At 52.7% G+C, this 16,869-nt stretch carries 20 protein-coding genes; 6 read left to right on the forward strand and 14 right to left on the reverse strand.

Annotation, left to right across the window (positions count from 1 at the left end):
* Window positions 1-237: 237 nt before the first annotated feature.
* Genes WC562_05485 through WC562_05500 form a run of 4 tightly spaced genes read left to right on the forward strand, consistent with a single transcriptional unit; the run spans window position 238 to window position 4,042 of the window.
* A complete protein-coding gene (locus WC562_05485; GenBank protein ID MFA5055609.1) occupies window positions 238-1,566 on the forward strand; it encodes a KamA family radical SAM protein in 1,329 nt (442 codons plus the stop codon).
* A 1-nt stretch (window position 1,567) separates the two neighbouring features.
* Window positions 1,568-2,581, forward strand: a complete 1,014-nt coding sequence (locus tag WC562_05490) for a D-alanine--D-alanine ligase (protein ID MFA5055610.1) — start codon at window positions 1,568-1,570, stop codon at window positions 2,579-2,581.
* Complete coding sequence (locus tag WC562_05495; protein ID MFA5055611.1) at window positions 2,566-3,573, forward strand: hypothetical protein; 1,008 nt, start codon at window positions 2,566-2,568, stop codon at window positions 3,571-3,573. Before WC562_05490 ends, WC562_05495 begins: the two co-directional genes overlap by 16 nt.
* Entirely contained in the window at window positions 3,563-4,042 is a 480-nt protein-coding gene (locus WC562_05500) for a GNAT family N-acetyltransferase (protein ID MFA5055612.1), read from the forward strand. The genes WC562_05495 and WC562_05500 overlap by 11 nt, the downstream gene beginning before the upstream one ends.
* Window positions 4,043-4,346: 304 nt before the next feature.
* Here WC562_05500 and WC562_05505 read toward each other — a convergent pair whose 3' ends face one another.
* From WC562_05505 to WC562_05565, 13 genes are all read right to left on the reverse strand, one after another.
* Window positions 4,347-4,583, reverse strand: a complete 237-nt coding sequence (locus WC562_05505) for a hypothetical protein (GenBank protein MFA5055613.1) — start codon at window positions 4,581-4,583, stop codon at window positions 4,347-4,349.
* Window positions 4,584-4,910: 327 nt separating this feature from the next.
* Window positions 4,911-5,216 carry a hypothetical protein gene (locus WC562_05510; protein ID MFA5055614.1) on the reverse strand — a complete coding sequence of 102 codons (306 nt, stop codon included), beginning with the start codon at window positions 5,214-5,216 and terminating at the stop codon, window positions 4,911-4,913.
* Window positions 5,217-5,454: 238 nt separating this feature from the next.
* Entirely contained in the window at window positions 5,455-6,234 is a 780-nt protein-coding gene (locus WC562_05515) for a carbon-nitrogen family hydrolase (protein MFA5055615.1), read from the reverse strand.
* Between the two features lie 160 nt (window positions 6,235-6,394).
* Window positions 6,395-6,688, reverse strand: coding sequence for a hypothetical protein (locus WC562_05520; protein MFA5055616.1), 294 nt, complete (start codon window positions 6,686-6,688; stop codon window positions 6,395-6,397).
* A gap of 151 nt (window positions 6,689-6,839) precedes the next feature.
* Window positions 6,840-7,394: a hypothetical protein gene (locus WC562_05525; protein MFA5055617.1), complete on the reverse strand. Its 555-nt coding sequence runs from the start codon at window positions 7,392-7,394 to the stop codon at window positions 6,840-6,842.
* Window positions 7,395-7,427: 33 nt separating this feature from the next.
* On the reverse strand, window positions 7,428-8,015 hold the full coding sequence (locus WC562_05530) for a carbonic anhydrase (GenBank protein ID MFA5055618.1): 588 nt from the start codon (window positions 8,013-8,015) through the stop codon (window positions 7,428-7,430).
* Between the two features lie 87 nt (window positions 8,016-8,102).
* Window positions 8,103-9,029, reverse strand: a complete 927-nt coding sequence (locus tag WC562_05535) for a hypothetical protein (protein ID MFA5055619.1) — start codon at window positions 9,027-9,029, stop codon at window positions 8,103-8,105.
* A 29-nt stretch (window positions 9,030-9,058) separates the two neighbouring features.
* Window positions 9,059-10,234 (reverse strand): uroporphyrinogen decarboxylase family protein, encoded by a 1,176-nt coding sequence (locus tag WC562_05540; GenBank protein MFA5055620.1) that lies wholly within the window; start codon window positions 10,232-10,234, stop codon window positions 9,059-9,061.
* Window positions 10,231-10,884 (reverse strand): cobalamin-dependent protein, encoded by a 654-nt coding sequence (locus WC562_05545; protein ID MFA5055621.1) that lies wholly within the window; start codon window positions 10,882-10,884, stop codon window positions 10,231-10,233. The genes WC562_05540 and WC562_05545 overlap by 4 nt, the downstream gene beginning before the upstream one ends.
* A gap of 17 nt (window positions 10,885-10,901) precedes the next feature.
* Window positions 10,902-11,885 carry a zinc-binding dehydrogenase gene (locus WC562_05550; GenBank protein ID MFA5055622.1) on the reverse strand — a complete coding sequence of 328 codons (984 nt, stop codon included), beginning with the start codon at window positions 11,883-11,885 and terminating at the stop codon, window positions 10,902-10,904.
* Between the two features lie 177 nt (window positions 11,886-12,062).
* On the reverse strand, window positions 12,063-12,419 hold the full coding sequence (locus WC562_05555) for a PaaI family thioesterase (protein MFA5055623.1): 357 nt from the start codon (window positions 12,417-12,419) through the stop codon (window positions 12,063-12,065).
* 171 nt (window positions 12,420-12,590) lie between these two features.
* Window positions 12,591-13,718, reverse strand: coding sequence for an NAD(P)/FAD-dependent oxidoreductase (locus tag WC562_05560; protein ID MFA5055624.1), 1,128 nt, complete (start codon window positions 13,716-13,718; stop codon window positions 12,591-12,593).
* A gap of 121 nt (window positions 13,719-13,839) precedes the next feature.
* Window positions 13,840-13,977, reverse strand: a complete 138-nt coding sequence (locus WC562_05565; protein MFA5055625.1) for a DUF5679 domain-containing protein — start codon at window positions 13,975-13,977, stop codon at window positions 13,840-13,842.
* Window positions 13,978-14,222: 245 nt separating this feature from the next.
* Here WC562_05565 and WC562_05570 point away from each other — a divergent pair, with 245 nt between their 5' ends.
* Entirely contained in the window at window positions 14,223-14,447 is a 225-nt protein-coding gene (locus tag WC562_05570; GenBank protein MFA5055626.1) for a phosphohydrolase, read from the forward strand.
* Window positions 14,426-15,163: a 4Fe-4S binding protein gene (locus WC562_05575; GenBank protein ID MFA5055627.1), complete on the forward strand. Its 738-nt coding sequence runs from the start codon at window positions 14,426-14,428 to the stop codon at window positions 15,161-15,163. Before WC562_05570 ends, WC562_05575 begins: the two co-directional genes overlap by 22 nt.
* Window positions 15,164-15,607: 444 nt before the next feature.
* Here the strand turns inward: WC562_05575 and WC562_05580 are convergent, their stop codons facing one another.
* Window positions 15,608-16,786 carry a flavodoxin domain-containing protein gene (locus WC562_05580; protein ID MFA5055628.1) on the reverse strand — a complete coding sequence of 393 codons (1,179 nt, stop codon included), beginning with the start codon at window positions 16,784-16,786 and terminating at the stop codon, window positions 15,608-15,610.
* Window positions 16,787-16,869: the final 83 nt, after the last annotated feature.

Here is a 16,869-nt window from a genome sequence, read left to right on the forward strand (position 1 = left end):
TCGACTGCTATATCAGTCAATATAAAAAACGACGTAAATCGGCCTTAGGAAAAATACATTTTAAATTGTGGATAAATTGCCCTGAAAACCTATTGACAAGCGAGAAAAAATGGCCTACATTTGTGACAGAATAAAGTGATTAATTTGATGGAAGAATAATTTGAGTGCGGAGTGTTGTGTCACTCCGTTTGTGTTTAGAAGAAAGCAAAAACCGGAAACTACAGATAAGGAAGGAAGATGAAGACGAATACAGTGTCAGGAGCAGAGACAGAAGTCTCAAGCATACTGGAGGAGGAACCTCCACACCAGTCCTTCTCCCAGAAGGAAGAGGAGGATCCTCCAGGCCGAATCCCGTCCGAACAAGGGCGGAGGTTCTTCGCCAATGTGTCCGAAAGCAATTGGAACAACTGGACATGGCATTTCCGCAATAGGATCACTACGGTTGGACAGCTCTCCAGCCTGATTCCCTTGACGGCTGAAGAGCAGGGTAAGTTGAAACAGGTAGCGCAGAAGTATCCGCTCTCTATTACTCCTTATTACTTTTCGCTGATTAATCCCTTTGACACAGAAGACCCCATAATGAAACAGGCTGTGCCTTCGTTTCAAGAGATATCCATGAACGATATCGGTTATGAGGATCCTCTGGCGGAACAGAGGGAATCCGTCATGCCCGGCCTCGTACACCGGTATCCCGACCGCGTACTCATGGTGCTGACCGACATATGTCCCATGCTGTGCCGCCATTGCACCAGGAAGAGGGAGTGGCACAACGGCGGCTGGGTCCGCAGCAACGAAGAGATCGACGCGATGATCGGGTACATCCGCGGCAACAAGACCGTGAGAGATGTAGTCATCTCCGGCGGCGACCCGCTGACACTATCGACGAAGCGTTTGGAGAAAGTCATCGCCAAACTGAGACAGATCGACCACGTCGAGATAATACGTATCGGCTCACGGTTCCCCGTGGTGTTGCCGCAGCGAATCGACGACGAGTTGTGCGAGATGCTTTCCAAATACGGCCCTATCTGGCTTAACACCCACTTCAACCACCCGCGCGAGATAACGCCGGAGGCCGCTAAGGCCTGCGACCGTCTGCTGCGCGCCGGCGTGCCGGTGAACAACCAGTCTGTTCTGCTCAAGGGCATAAACGACACTGTGGAGACACAACTGAAACTGTGCCACGCGCTTCTGAAGATAAAAGTGCGTCCGTACTACCTGTACCAGTGCGACGAGGTACAGGGCACGGAGCACCTGCGCACACCCGTAGAGACCGGGTTGAAGATACTGGAAGGAATGCGCGGACACACCTCCGGATTGGCCGTCCCAACCTTCGTGATCGACCTTCCCGATGGCGGCGGCAAGATACCGTTGCAGCCTAACTACGTGATGTCTTTCAATGACGATGGGTTTCTGCTTAGGAACTATCAGGGCCATATCTTCCAGTACCGGAATCCCAAGGGCAAGTCCGGCAACGGGAACGGCCACAAGAACGGAAAGCGGAAAAACGGCTCGTCCCATCAGCATTCTGAGAAGGCATTACAAATGGCTCTGCCAGTAGGTGCCTGATTTGAGGATAGGGCTTGCATACGACCTCAAAGAGGCGGTGCGCAATGAGATCGGAACCTCCGGCGCAGACGACCGTCTTGAAGAATACGACTCGCAGGAAACGGTTGATGCCCTGGCCGACGCCATAAGTTCGCTGGGGCATCAGGTTCTCCCCCTCGGCGGCGGGAAAGAGTTCATCGGTAATATCCTGCGTGAACATGTCGAATTTGTCTTCAACATCGCCGAGGGCCGGGGCAGCTACAGGAGCAGGGAGGCCCAGATACCATCGATACTGGAAATGCTGTCCGTTCCATATTTTGGTTCCGATCCGCAATGCCTGGCCGTATGTCTGGATAAGCCGCTGACCAAGACAATAGTATCGAACGCGGGCATAAGCACCCCCAATTGGAGAGTAGTCTCGAACAGAGAGGATATGGAATATATCGACTGGAAAGGCTTTCGTTTTCCCGCTTTCGTAAAACCGGCATATGAGGGCTCCAGCAAGGGCATTCTCGGCGGCTGCAGGGTAACGGAACAAAAGATGATACGGGAACCTGTGATAAATCTGCTCGAACGCTACAACCAGCCGGTTCTGATTGAGGAATATATCGACGGCGATGAAGTTACTGTCGGCATAGTAGGTAACCATCCGCCCGCAATAGTGGGAATCATGAGGGTAGCACCCCGTCAAAAAACGGACCATTTTATATACTCGCTGGAGGTCAAGCGCGATTGGGAGCGGCTGGTGGAATACGAATGTCCCGCCAAACTGAGCGAAGCCGCTATTCAAACCGTAACCGATGAGGCTTTGAAGATATTCAAAGTGCTCGGCTGCCGCGATATTTCCAGGGTCGACTTCAGGGTTAATGCTGAGGGTACTCCCTTCTTTCTGGAGATAAATCCGCTGCCGGGGCTTAATCCCCACAGCGGGGATTTGCCGATAATGGCGGGTAAGATGGGATATAAATATCAGGAACTTATCGCGGCAGCGCTGAACGCCGCCTTGTCGAGGTACCCTGAATGTGCGCTAAAGTAGCTATAGTCTATAATCAGCCGGAACGCAGCCGATATGCCGACATGGGCGAGGGGGCTGCCATCGCGGGTGTGCTCGAAGAAGTTGACGCCGTTGAAAAAGCCCTGGCAGAACTCGGGTACGATTGTTTCCGCGTTCCTTTATCACCTCCGATGAATCGTGTCCGCGATATCATAAGTAACCTTAAAGCCGAGCTGGTTTTCAACCTGTTTGAAGGGTTCGACGGGCAGCCGGAAACAGAGGCTGCAATCGCTGGAATGCTTTCGGAAACACGCCTTCCTTTTACTGGCTGCACGGCTGACGCGATAAGGCTGTGCACCGACAAGATCAGGGTCAAGGATATCCTCGCGGCTAACGGCATAAAAGCACCCCGTCACCTGCTCGTCAGCGGCAAACCGCCCCCTTCATTCGATTTAACGTTCCCCTGCATCGTTAAGACACGCTCCGAGCACGCTAGCCACGGCATGTCGGAGGACAGCGTAGTACATAATATGAGGCAGCTTGAGATCCAGTCGGCGAAGGTGAGTTGCCTCTTCGGCGGCGAGGCCCTGGTCGAGGAATACGCGGACGGCAGGGAGTTCAACGCCCTCGTTATGGGTAAAAGCAAGACAGAAGTATTCCCCATATCCGAGATTATATTCACCACACCGGAAGGCAAACCTCGCATATTGACCTATGCCTCAAAATGGGATCCCGAGAACGACTACTACAATTGCGCCTCACGCCAATGCCCGGCCGAGGTGGAAGAAGAAATCAGGCGCGCCGTCGCGGACATGACCCTGTCGGTTTTTAATTTGTGCATCGGGTCGGGCTACGCGCGCGTGGATTTCCGAGAAGATTCTCGGGGAACGCTTAATGTCATCGATGTAAACCCAAATCCCGACATCTCCCCTGATGCCGGAGCCGCCTGTCAGGCCGAGGTATCCGGGCTCTCGTACAACCAGTTCATAGAGCGTATCATCAGCATCGCCGTAGAGGAGTCGCATGGCAACTAGAATCAGGAAAATGGCGAAGCGGGATAAGGCCTCGCTCATGAGCATACTGCGCGACACCCCGGAGTTCACCCCACCCGAGGTTGTTATCGCAGAGGAGCTCATAGACAGCTATCTCGACGACCCTATAGGCTCCGGTTACAGGATACTTGTCGCTGAAGAAGCTTCCTCCGTCTGCGGCTACATATGCTACGGGCCGACGCCGCTGACGCAGGGAACATGGGACCTCTACTGGGCCGCCGTCTCTCGCAAGATGCGCGGCAAGGGTATCGGAAAAGCGCTGTGGGAGAAAGCCGAGGACGATATCAAGGATGACGGCGGCAGGCTGGCTGTCATCGAGACGTCTTCAAAACCCAACTACGAACAGACAAGGCGCTTCCATGAATCCAGGGGATACGAGAATGTGGGACGCATCGCTGATTTCTACTCGCCGGGCGATGACATGCTGATCTACGTTAAGCGTCTGAAGTAGAGAATAGCGCTTAATCGATAATCACGAGAAAAACTGCCTTATCGTATCCACCTCCGCCCCGTGTCTCTGCTGCTTCCCTTGCGGAATCTGGCCCACCCCTTGCCCTGCGCCAGTTTCTGAATTTTCGCGCCCCCGCATTGCGGGCATGCACTCGGACCTCTACGCCCAAAGCTTCCCTGCCAGCGGCTGCCGCAATCGGCACAAAACAAATTCTCGCGATAAACCCATTGTGCACGCCCCTTAATTTTTGATAATCAGGTGTGAAACAGGCCGACCCACGGGTCGTGAAAATTGAACGTTTCTTCTACTTAACCAGCTTCGCTGCAATACCATTGAACAGCAGAAGATTGCCGCACTGGTTGCAGGTAACGGGTATTACAGGAATAATGGGTGACCCGGCGGCATTATTTTGAAACTCTCTTAACTCAAACACCTTATCGACTACAGCCCAGTCATTGGCGCCGCAGAATTTGCAGCTCTTGGGCGTATATGGCATCTTGTTCAAATGTGCCACGACTTCCTTGCTATCAATATCGCTCACTATGTTCCTCCATGATTGCAGCATGATAACTCTTCTGAGTGCCATATTGTATATGATTCCGACAACTCAGTCAACACAAAGCCCAACGACCACCCCTAAACAGACAGTGCGAACAATGGCTGAAATTAATATCGATTAGGCCCAGTTGACGTTAACTTAGGCACAAGAGGAACTTCTCGTGTCGAGAGACGTGATGGATTCACGAAAGATGAAGCCACTCTTTATGTAGACATCGCGGCGGGAGTCCATTGCGAAACTGCCGCCGCGATTCATCATGCTGGCCGTGAGCTATTTCTTAAATTACCCGAACTACTAAAGCCGAACCGCTCAGTTATTTTCAGGGCTTTGCGCTACTTCCGGCTCGGGAACCGCCGCCTGTACCCTGTTTGAACCGTCAGCTATCCTCGCCAGGAACTGCTTTCTCACGGCGCGGGCGGTCCAGCAGTTATGCTCATCGCTGTTCTTGGTCAGGCCGACCAGCGACGCCATATCATATATCATGGCATCGATGGCACCGAGCTTGAACGACATTTCGTCGGAGTCGATGAAAACCTTCTCCCTGTAATCCGACCCCAAAAGTTTCCTGGCCTTCCATTCCAGAATAGTCTCAAACGCGCGATCAAGTTCCGTCACTTTGCCAACCCCCTTATTATTTTTAGCAGACACCTGCTATCTACCCTTTATTTATATTGATATAACTAATAAATATTATCGAGTGTAGCAACTATTGCTATATTATAATGACCCTTAATAGTTTTCTAATTGTATAATAGTCCGCCGTTCCGGTCAAGTGTTCTTTCATGAGATGAAGGAAATAAAACGCGACGACTAAGTATATCTTGAGACGCTATAACAACGGGTGCGGTCGGTTCTAATACAAATCTCTTCGGCTGTCCTTTAAGAAGGGAAACTGCCGGCGGGTTTTTTCGACCAAGTCGAGGTCGATATCGGCGGTGAGCAGCGCTTCCTCGTCGCCGGACTCGACAACATATCTACCCCACGGGTCCACTATCGCCGAGCAGCCGCCGAACTTCTCATCTTTAAACTCGCCGAGACAGTTGCAAGCCGCAATGAACATCTGGTTCTCTACAGCCCGCGTCAGAAGAAGCGTCTTCCAGTGCTCGATGCGGCGCACCGGCCACTCGGCGACCATCAGCACTATGCGCGCGCCGGAGAAGGCGTAGTGGCGGAAGACCTCCGGGAAACGTATATCGTAGCAGATGCTCAATCCGGTTGGCCCCCAGGGCGCATCCGCCGTGACGAAGCGCTCGCCGGGCGTGAGCCACTGCACCTCGTTCATCAGGGAAAAGAGATGCGTCTTGCTGTAGACGGCCAGGCACCGGCCCTCCGCATCGAAGAGAGGGAATGAATTATAGAACCTGCCTTCGCGCTCCTCGATCATCGAACCGCCGATAGCGATCTTATGCTCGCGGGCCAGCTCGCTTGTTTGAGCGAAAATACCCTCGCCAACGCGAGCCGCGTATCGCTCCCGATGCTCCAGGTCGTAGCCGGAATGCCATAGCTCCGGGAAAAGCACAAGCGACGAGCCCCGTTTTGCCGCTTCGCGCGTCCACTCACGCACGCGTTCAACGTTAGCCTCGGGCCGGCCGCGCAGGACTTTCATCTGGCCGAGGGTAATAGTAATCTTCATTGGTTATTCACATTCCGCGACTGGTAATTCAGAAATCGACTTTGGCTTAGACAACTGCTCAGGGGATATTACAACAACTCATACCCGAAAGCAACAGGCGAGGGCCATAGGGCGACACCCGCCTGCTGCGACATATCGGATAAGTTTAGTGAAACTCATCCTAAGGTTCGTGGTAAATGGGCGCTCCCAGGTCTTTAATGGAGAAGTTGGAGAAGACATGATGTCCGTCCCAATCAAGGACACGCAGGTCGTCCTTATCCTGAAGGTCGTTCGCTACCGATTTGAAGCGGGTTACGTACTTCTCCTCCGCGATAGCCAGGGGAACTTCATAGGCGATGAACTTCTCTATACCTTTAACCGCCAGCTTCTTGATGAAGTTGTGGTCCGTCAGTGACTCATAAGAAGCCAGAATCAAGATGGGACCCGAGCCTGTAAAAAAAATCCCTGCCTTCATAATGATGCCTCCTTTTGCATATTTTGCCCGATATGCTTCGGCTTTCACTTTATATCCGACACAACCCCTGGTTTACGAGTGCAATACAGTAAGAGGAGGATAATATAGTTGATAACGGAGCAGATGTCAAGACAGTAAGAGAAGATAAAGATTAGTAGATTACAAACGAGTCAATCATCTGCTGCGCAGTATCCAAATAATTGGCATAAGCGCTCTCATATACCATATAGATTATTATGTATTCTGTACTATCCTTGATAGCATGAATCTCCATATTCTTCATAAGAAAGCCATAATCTTCATCCTCCCAAGTGTAAACAACCTTATGGGCAGGTATACCAGCGATAGTCGTCACATTCGACTCAGAAAGATTGAAGTCTTGAACTGATTTTTCCCGATAACTAATCCATTCATCAACACGTTCACTCAATGTCATATTTAGTGCATCGTGAACATATATCATAAGTACTCCTTGTGGGCTAGATTCACCAGTCAATGGGGAGAAAAATTCTACGACATCAAACTGTCCTTCCACCTTCGTCCAATCCTGACGATACTGCATGCTTATGCCAAGACTACTATTGGAATATGTAGACCAACCAGGCAGAGGCGTCGGATTCGATTGTGGCCCCGAGCCACCACACGCGAAAGTGGTAACAAGCAACAACACTAGTAGCAGAGCTATAGAGGACTTAACTATCTTCATAGAAATCTTTTGTAAGAGACCAATCTTCGATTCTTAGATAAATTCCACCTTGCCGCTTTTGATATCGTAGAAGGCGGCGGATACCGTCAGTTTGCCGGATTTCACCAGCTCGGAGAGCACCGGCTTGCTGGACTTCAACTTTTCGGCAACCATGACGGCGTTAGCCCGGGCCGCATTGTTCACCAGGTCTCCCTGCTGATCCTTTACCTTCTCGACAGCGGGGCGGATAACCGAGGCGATGGCCGGCAGGTGCCCCTCCATCTCCCCGCCCGCGGCTGTGGCGGTGATGGCCCCGCAGCTGCCATGTCCCAGCACGACGACCAGGGATACGTGCAGGTGCGCGGCGGCATACTCGATGCTGGCGAGCGAAACGTCATCGGCTATATTACCCGCGTTCCTGACCACAAAGATATCGCCGACACCCTGGTCAAAAACTAATTCGACCGGTATCCGCGAATCGGAGCAGCCCAGGACTATAGCAAACGGATGCTGCCCCTCAATCAACTCCGCCCGGCGCACGGACGTCTGATGGGGCCTTATGAACTTGCCGACGACGTACCTCTGGTTTCCCTCGGACAGCCTCTTTAAAGCCTCGTCAGCGCTAACAACGTCGGATTTCATCTTGATTCTCTCCATTTCTACATTCATCGCGGGTAAAAGACGATTCTGAGACGTATTGTACATAGAATCGACAGGACAAGCAACGGTTCACTCCCCTGCCAGCACCCTGATCAGCGGCGGGATTAGGCTCTGTGCCATATCGCGGCGGCTGCCTCCGCACAGCACGACGATGAGCCTCCCGCGACAAACTTCATTAGAGATACGTTTAAGCTCTTGCGCCATCATCGTATGCGCCCCGGTGCTCAGCCCCATATCGCCGTACTCGCCCTGCGTACCGTCGTAGCCCCAGTTCCAGAAGATGATCTCCGGCCTGAACGCGGCGGCGCGCGGTGCGAAGTTCTTTTTTACAAGGTCGACGTATTGTGCGTCGCTTACTTGCCACGATACGTTGACGTTCACATTATTGTTCTCCTCGAAATCGCCGCCGTGGCACAGGCACATATACAGCACATTGATGTCATCCTTAAATATCTCCCACGAGCCGTCGCCGTGATGCGCATCGGTATCGATAACGGCGAAACGTTTAGCGTTGAAAAGGGCGCGAAGGTCGCTTATGGCGATGGCGGCTCCGTTGAAATAGCAGCCCCCGCCGAAGGAATCGAAACCCGCATGATGATCGCCGTAGCCGGTGAAAACGAAGGCGTTGTCTATCTCGCCGCTCCATATGCGACGCGCCGCGGCCACCGTGCCCGACACGGAGAGCATGACGCCGTCGAAATCATGCGTGCGCCTGACGCTCTCGACCATCCTGTCGCTGTGCACCCGGCGCACCAGGTCGAGCGGAACGAGTTCAAGATCGTAATCGGTCGGCGGCTTGCCCGGGTAGAACGCGTCGTAATAGAGGACGTTGTCCCGGGACAAAATGCCTTCGAGCGCGTCGGGGAAATCGCGCAGACGCTCGCCGTCTTGATAGTGGAAGAATATGCCTGTTTTTTTCATTATAGTGCCAATCGAACATGCCTTTGGATTGCCCGATAATACCGGCATGATATCGCCGGTGGATAAAGGCGTCAAGCGAGGCCCGTATATTCCGGACGATTAATTTAGACGGAGATCGGATATCTTCCGTACTTGTGCACCGCCTCGACCATCCACCCGAGCCTGTCGCCATCTACATAGGGATGAGAGTGGCTCGCCGATAAAATGTATCCGCCGCCCCTGGCCGCATCCTTCAGCGCCTGTTTCACGGCTTCTTCGATCTCCTCCCGTGTCCCCCGCACCAGCAGGTAAGATACGTCCAGGTTGCCGACAAGAACCAGCTTGTGCCCCACCTGCTCCCTCACCCTTCCCAGTTCCATGCCCGCCGTCGGCTCCATCGTTATGATACCGTCGAATCCCCAATCGATGAACATGTCCAGCAGCTTGTAGATGTTTCCGCATGAGTGCCAGATTAGCTTCTTATTTCTCTTGTGCACCAGTTCAGAGACACGCCTGTAGCTCTCGCCCAACAACTTCTCTATCATTTCGGGACGCATCATCGGGCCGGTCTTCTGTCCCAGGTCATCGCCGCCGAGCACTATATCGACGTCGCATTCCATTACCGCTTCCAGACACCTGATATACAGATCGGTCTGATATTCGATAACCTTCTTAACAAACTCAGGCTTCTGATAAACAAGGCTAGTGAAATTCACGAAACCGATTGGCTGCCAGCTGTTCTCGAATATCCCCGGAGCGGCGTAGCCGATAGGAAGTATCTTGTCGCCGTAACGCTCGGTCAGCTTCTTATGAAAGTCGGCCACGTTTTGCACAAGCCTGTCGCATAGCGGCGCGTTCTCCTCGACCCACCTATCCCATTGCTCCTCGGTCGGACACAGCGCGCGGCTGTAGTTTACCGTCAGTCCGCCATCTTCGGCTGTTCCCAGCTCCCAGACGCGGCCGTAGACGTCATGCCAAACCAATCCCAGCGAACTCTCGGCATCCCTGTGAAGCTGCATGAACGCATATATGATCCAGTTGGCGTCAAAACCCAGTTGAATAGCACACTCGAGGGCGCCGGCGAAGTTGCCGCCGTACATCCGGCTCCAGAACCAGTTGGCGTTCATGAGTCCCTTGACCACCTGCCCCAGCACGGGCTTCTTCAGCAGGCCGGCGAAGTCGACGGGCTTTTTACCCTTTATTTGGTTAACGGTGGAAGGATCCATGATCAGCCCCATAACGGGCACCTGATCCGGCTCCTCGTGGTTCATAGCGGTTAAAATCCGCTCCTTAAAATTCATCGCCCCGCCATCCAACCCTTTACTATATCCGTGCCGGTAACCGCATCGGGAGCGAAGGCATCTACGCCTACTTCCTTCGCGTACTTCTCCGTCATGGCCGCGCCGCCGATGATTATCTTAACGCTGCTCCTCAAGAGTTCCTTCTCCATTTCACGGACGACCTTTTCCAGGCTTTTAGTCATCGTGGTCATGATGCAGGACATGCCCAGAACTTCAGGCTTGTGCTCTTTTATTGCAGCGATGAACTTGGCGGTCGGAACATCGATACCGAGGTCGATAATATTGAACCCGACGCTGCGCGCGTGGTTGATGAAGATATTCTTTCCAAGGTCGTGAAGGTCGCCGGCCACGGTGCCGACAACGATAGTGCCGATCTGATCGGAAGCCTCTCCGGTCATCAGCGGCGAAAGGATTTTCAATACCTTGCCGGCGATCTCCCCCGCATATACCAGCTCCGCCAGATACCACTCGCCGCTCTGAAATCTTTTACCTACCGTGTCAAGAGCGCCGGACACCACTGCTATCGCCTTCCTGGCATCTATATCGTGACTTCCGTCGGCTAGAGACGCCGCGACCTCAATCGTGCCTTCCATATCAAGGTCGAGAAACCTGTCATTAAGCTGGGCGAGCGCTTCGTTCCCACCGGTCATCGAACCACCTCCGGAAACTATATTTCCAGCATTACTTTTATCACGTCGTTCGATCTCAGTTGTGTTTCAAAGGCCTCTTTCACTTCATCGAGAGGGAACCTGTAAGATATCATTTCCTTAGTCTTGATCTTGCCCTGATGCATAAGCTCCGTAGCCATATCCCATTTCTGGCCGCCGCAGCCTCTTATGGTGAGGTTATGCCAGATGACAACCTCGCTGATCAGCTCCCGGCTCATCTCGACTCCCTGCTCGAAGAAGCCGACCTGCATCACGGTGCCGAGGAACTTAAGCATGCGCGGCGCCTGGGTGAAAGCCACGGGCGAGCCCGAGCACTCGAAGACGACGTTGGCCTTCCATCCACCGGTAGCCTCTATGACGGCGGATACGGCGTCGACGCTCGACGGGTCGATGACCACGTCGGCCCCGACCTTTGCCGCCATCTCCCTGCGCCCCTTAGACGGCTCGCTGACGATGACTTTGGGAATGCCGAAGGCCTTGCACGCCTGCACCAGCCCGAGCCCGATCATCCCCGATCCAAGTATCACCACTATATCGTCATGCTTGAGATTCGCCTGCTCGAAGGCGTAACAGGCGATCGATGTCGGCTCCACGGTGGCCGCCTCCTCCCAGTCCATGTTGTCAGGGATATGAAGGAATGAATCGCCGACGAGAGGATTTGGCACGGCCACATATTCCGCCATGGCGCCATCGAGACCCTCGCCGGGAACGGCCACACCTTTGCTGTCGATCTGATAGCCGGTGCCCAGAACCCTGTCCCCTTTTTTCAACCCTTTCACGTCCTTACCGATCTCAACTACCTCGCCGCTGAACTCATGGCCGAGGATACGGCTCGGCACAATACCGGTGCGATAGGCATGAAGATCGGTGCCGCAGATGCCGCAGGCTTTAACCTTTACCAGAACGTCGCCGTCACCTATGACAGGCATGTCGACGGATTCCAATCGAATATCGCGCGGGCCGTGAATTATAGCTGCCTTCATTTGACCCCCTTTAAAAAGTTATAGCAGTATAACAGCATCACAGGCATTAGGCAATAACTTTTCGTTGAACAGGAAAATACGATTAATAAAAGTGAATATGAAATAAGGGTTACCTTTAGAACGAAATATGGTTATACGAAAAGGCAATCCAGCGATACGGATAAGAGCAGTTCAACGTTATTCTTTCTTGGGATATATTGTGGACATCGGTATGATTGACATGACGCCATCGGCTTTGGCCACAAGCCGTCCTTCATCATCATTGAACAATGCTTCTACATGAACCGATTTCTTGCTGCGGTGCAGAACCCGCCCTTCGATGTGCAACGTCCCGCTCGACACCGGCCGGAAGTAGGTAATGCGGAGATCACTTGTGCTATAACCTTCGTCTTTCAATACCGTCATCACCGTATAACAGAACGTCATATCGGCCAGCACGCCAAAGTAGCCTCCGAAGAGGTGGCCGCGGCTGTTGTGGTACTTCTCTGAAATATGGAACTCGGCGGAGATCTTACCTTGGGACCACGATTTCAATTGGGGAAATTCCAGGTGGTCGGCACAGGGAGTATAGCTGGGAAAATCCTCCCGACTCGTCTTACCGCTGACTAGTGTATCCAATATTGTAGACCACTGGAACATGATTTTATCGTCGAACCTTACCTAAATATCATAGCACACCAAGCCGAAAATATAATAACTCCAGGCTTATAGTATGCCATCGACTATAGCTGCCACTAGCTTTGCTATCGACGGCGACGCGGTTAATCCCGGTGATTCGATGCCGATGAGGTTGATGAAACCAAACAAGCCCTTATCGCCCTCCTCGCGGATAATGAAATCGCGGATATCCTCCCCAGGGCCCTGCAGCTTGGGGCGCACCCCCGCCATCTCAGGAGAGAGGTCTTCGTATTCGATGAACGGCAGGAACGGCTTCACCGACTCGTAAAAAAGCTGCTGATTGCGGTCATCTATAGCATAATCGACTTTATCGACGTACTTGGCGCTGGGCCCAAGCAGCATGCGCCCATCCATATCCAGTGTGGCGTGAATGCCGACGCCGGTAATCTTCGGCAGCGGCACCGGGTAGACGAGATGACTAATCAACTTCGACTTGCCGCCGCTCACGTTAAAGTACTCTCCCTTGCAGTAGTGCAGTCGGTATCCCGCGGCGTCGATATCGATATCTGCCATCGCAGCGATTTTATCGCTATTCAGTCCGGCACAGTTTATCACTATCTCCGATTCAATCGAGAAGCGGCCTGCTTCGTCTTTTATCGATACCCGATATCCATCAACGGCTCGCTCGACGGCGACAACCTCTGTGTTGAACGCGATGTGCGCGCCCGCATCCTGAACCATCGACAGGAAGTAACGCATCAGCGCGTGGGCGTCCATCACGCCCGTCGTTGGAGAAAACAACGCGGCGACACCTTCCACTTCCGGTTCGAGAGACTTCAATTCTCTCCGCGACACCATGCGTAATCCTTCGACTCCGTTGCGCAGGCCATTATCCAGCAGCGACTCAAGCTGAGCGATCTCGTTGTTGTTCACAGCCACGATAAGCTTGCCCGTGCGTCTATGCGGAATACCATAACGTTCGCATGTCTCATACATCATGCGATTTCCTTCGACACATAGCCCGGCCTTGAGCGAGCCTTCGGGGTAATAGATACCGGCGTGGATAACGCCGCTGTTCCTGCTGCTGGACTCACGCCCGAACGTCTCATTCTTCTCAAGCACGTACACACTCCTGCCGCGGCGTGTTACTTCGGCAGCCAACGCCAGCCCGATAACTCCGGCGCCGATTATCGTAATATCAACACTGTTCGACATTTACGAGCACTCCTACTAACATATTACACCAGATATAGTCGCTGTTACGATAAGGGCTGTCTTGAAAAAACAAATAGAGCCACGTTATGTGGCTCTATTCTTTGTATTCTGCCTGATCGTCTTACTTACCGATGCGAAAGACCTTTGTTCCACAGCTAGGACACGAGCCCTTGGTCGCCGGCCGACCGTTCTTCATCTTGATCTGCGTCGGACTCTTGATCTCCACCTTTTTCCTGCACTTCATGCAATAAGCCTGCATTTAGTCCCTCCTCTAACTGTATTTGGCAAGAGATTAGCAGTAAAATAGGAATAAGTCAAGAGGTAGCGCATCGAAAGACACCAATTGGCATGTGTGTGCAACGACCATGGCGGCTTAAATTCACATGGCGAATCCGTCGATTGAACGTTGATAAGTAACTCTCTCCCGTTTGTGACCTAAGTCATAGCTGCCATTTCGTCCATCGTTTATTATTCTGGAAGACATCGAAGAAGGAGCGCGTGATAATGAAACAAAGATGCCCGGGACAGGATTTCAGGAAGCTGAGTGCGCAAATAAACCAATGCCCGGACTGCGGCGCCGATGTCGAAATATTCTCCAACGAGACCAAGGTGAAATGCCATATATGCGGCTCGATGGTATATAAAGACAAGATCCCATCCTGTGCTGAGTGGTGCGCGTCGGCGCGGGAGTGTCTAGGAGAGAAAAGATGGAAACAGTCAGGAAGATAGTCCGTATCGATGAAGATAAGTGCGACGGCTGCGGCCTGTGCGCGGAGGCATGCGCGGAAGGGGCGATTCAGATGGTCGACGGCAAGGCCAGGCTTATTAACGAGGCTCACTGCGACGGGCTCGGCGCCTGCATAGGGGAGTGCCCGCGTGGAGCGATCACTCTGGAAGAGAAATGTGCGGAGCCGTATGACGACAGCGCCGATTATCATAAAGCGCAAGAGAAGCCTGCCGAGACTGAGAAATGCAGCTGCCCTTCCATGCGTATAGAGCAGGTTCAGAGGAAGTCCGGCATCGCGGGTAACCACGAACACAACCCATCCATGCTAGGACACTGGCCGGTGCAGCTGGCGCTGGTCCCTCCCGGCGCGCCGTTCCTGGAAGGGACGGACCTGCTTCTGGTATCGGACTGTGTGCCCTTCGCCTACGCCGACTTCCATCGCGATTTCCTCAACGGCAGATCCGTACTTGTGGCCTGTCCCAAGCTCGACGACGCTCGGGCTCATATACAAAAACTGACTTCGATACTGCGCGGTTCGACCATCAAAAGCATAACCGTGGCACGCATGGAGGTGCCCTGCTGCTCCGGGTTGACCGCTATGGCAAAACAAGCCCTGGAAATCAGCGGGAAAGAGATTCCATTGAAAGAAGTGGTTATAGGCATCAGGGGTAATATTAAGGAAACCGCTTCTCAGGCACAAGGCTCTTCTGGAGCTTGATTCCTTAACACGCTTGATGTATAGGCGTTCATCGCGTTATGCTCGCGGGGAGCTCCATACATAACATAGGATCGGCTTCTGGATTTGCAATGGGGACAGGGATTCTTTTTATCTTGTGCAATGCCCGTAAGGCTATACAACTTGTTTCCACATTCTCCGCAATAAACAACTACTGTTTTACTCAACTAATTATTCCATTCCTGATAAAAATACATAAAATATAGACTTGTCCTGCAACTTTTTAAAATATTGGGATAGTATATCGAATAATGCTATGCTCTGTCAATTCATTTATTTATATTATTTTATCAATATTTAGCTGCGTGAAATGCCGTTACTCACGCGGCGTGATTGTCAAAAAAATTCCTCTTCTCTCAGGAAATAAAACAAAAAAGCGGGGGCCGATAAATATTCTGCTCCCGCTTCAAGCTTGCTTCGAGCGAGTTACTTAATCCTCGCCGCTATCTCCCTGCCGAAGTCGACACACTTCTGTATCTCGCCCTCGTCCGGCACGAACTTGAACGCCAGCTTGGAATCGACCAACTCGATGCCGGCCTGTTCCATCTCCTGCTGCACGGCCTTGACCCCACCGCCTCCCCAGCCGTGCGAGCCGAAAGCCGCCCCGATCTTGTTCTTCGGTTTGAGCCCCTTGAGGTAGCAAAGGAACTCGGCGACGGAGGGGAACATGCCGTTGTTCAGTGTGGGAGAGCCGATGATGAGGGCTTTGGCCTCGAGTACTTCCTTTATAACATCGCTCTTATCCGATGCCGTCAGGTTGAAGAGCTTCGTGTCGATTCCTTCCTCCATCAAGCCCTTCACAATCGCATTCGCCATCTTCTGGGTGCTGCCCCACATGGTGTCGTAAATAACCAGCGCCCTGGCCGCAGTCTCGCCCCTACCCCATTTCACGTAGGAATCTACGATGTCCTTTATATGCGAGCGCCAGATAATGCCGTGGCTCGGAGCGATCATATCTATCGGTATGCCGCCGAGCTTGTTCGCCGCCTTGACGATGAGATCCCCGAAGGGCATCAAAATGTTGGCGTAGTACTTGGCCGCCTCTTGCATTACTATCCCCATATCGACCTCGTCATCGAAGCGCTGGGAGGTTGCTATGTGCTGGCCGAAGGCGTCCATGGAGAACAATATCTTATCCTCGGCAAGGTAGGTGCACATGGAATCGGGCCAGTGCAGCATCGGCGTCGGGATGAAGCTGAGTTTGCGCTTGCCAAGATCGACCGTGCTGCCCTCTTTCACTGCGATCGGATTCCAGTTCTGATGGTAGGACTTGGCCAGCCCGTTCTCTCCGAACTTCTCCAGCGTGACCAGTTTAGCGTTCTTCGCGTCCCGCAATGCCATCGGCAGGGAGCCGGAGTGATCCATCTCCACATGGTTCGATATAACGTAGTCGATTTTATCGAATGATACGATCTCCCGAACCCGCGCCGCCATCTCATCGTAGAAAGGCGCCTTGACCGTATCGATCAGGGCGACCTTCTCATCGATGATAAGATACGCGTTGTATGTGGTTCCGAGATGAGTAGAATACCCGTGAAAGTTCCGTACGTTCCAGTCTATGGCGCCCACCCAGTAAACGCCTTGTGCCAGTTGAACTTTAGTCATAATAAAACCTCTTTGAATATGTGAATTTTCCGGTCGGAGCTAATCAACCCCCTGCAATCCCCCACTCTTGGGGGATTTTTAAG

It is taken from the genome of Dehalococcoidia bacterium (assembly GCA_041649635.1).
Classification (GTDB): domain Bacteria; phylum Chloroflexota; class Dehalococcoidia; order E44-bin15; family E44-bin15; genus JAYEHL01.

What these genes read in the sequence shown, in the direction of transcription:
- WC562_05485 (MFA5055609.1), top strand. Translation starts at nt 238, where the DNA reads ATGAAGACGAATACAGTGTCAGGAGCAGAGACAGAAGTCTCAAGCATA.
- WC562_05495 (MFA5055611.1), top strand. Translation starts at nt 2,566, where the DNA reads ATGTGCGCTAAAGTAGCTATAGTCTATAATCAGCCGGAACGCAGCCGA.
- WC562_05500 (MFA5055612.1), top strand. Translation starts at nt 3,563, where the DNA reads ATGGCAACTAGAATCAGGAAAATGGCGAAGCGGGATAAGGCCTCGCTC.
- WC562_05515 (MFA5055615.1), bottom strand. Translation starts at nt 6,234, where the DNA reads ATGAAGATTACTATTACCCTCGGCCAGATGAAAGTCCTGCGCGGCCGG.
- WC562_05520 (MFA5055616.1), bottom strand. Translation starts at nt 6,688, where the DNA reads ATGAAGGCAGGGATTTTTTTTACAGGCTCGGGTCCCATCTTGATTCTG.
- WC562_05525 (MFA5055617.1), bottom strand. Translation starts at nt 7,394, where the DNA reads ATGAAGATAGTTAAGTCCTCTATAGCTCTGCTACTAGTGTTGTTGCTT.
- WC562_05530 (MFA5055618.1), bottom strand. Translation starts at nt 8,015, where the DNA reads ATGAAATCCGACGTTGTTAGCGCTGACGAGGCTTTAAAGAGGCTGTCC.
- WC562_05540 (MFA5055620.1), bottom strand. Translation starts at nt 10,234, where the DNA reads ATGAATTTTAAGGAGCGGATTTTAACCGCTATGAACCACGAGGAGCCG.
- WC562_05545 (MFA5055621.1), bottom strand. Translation starts at nt 10,884, where the DNA reads ATGACCGGTGGGAACGAAGCGCTCGCCCAGCTTAATGACAGGTTTCTC.
- WC562_05550 (MFA5055622.1), bottom strand. Translation starts at nt 11,885, where the DNA reads ATGAAGGCAGCTATAATTCACGGCCCGCGCGATATTCGATTGGAATCC.
- WC562_05560 (MFA5055624.1), bottom strand. Translation starts at nt 13,718, where the DNA reads ATGTCGAACAGTGTTGATATTACGATAATCGGCGCCGGAGTTATCGGG.
- WC562_05565 (MFA5055625.1), bottom strand. Translation starts at nt 13,977, where the DNA reads ATGCAGGCTTATTGCATGAAGTGCAGGAAAAAGGTGGAGATCAAGAGT.
- WC562_05570 (MFA5055626.1), top strand. Translation starts at nt 14,223, where the DNA reads ATGAAACAAAGATGCCCGGGACAGGATTTCAGGAAGCTGAGTGCGCAA.
- WC562_05575 (MFA5055627.1), top strand. Translation starts at nt 14,426, where the DNA reads ATGGAAACAGTCAGGAAGATAGTCCGTATCGATGAAGATAAGTGCGAC.
- WC562_05580 (MFA5055628.1), bottom strand. Translation starts at nt 16,786, where the DNA reads ATGACTAAAGTTCAACTGGCACAAGGCGTTTACTGGGTGGGCGCCATA.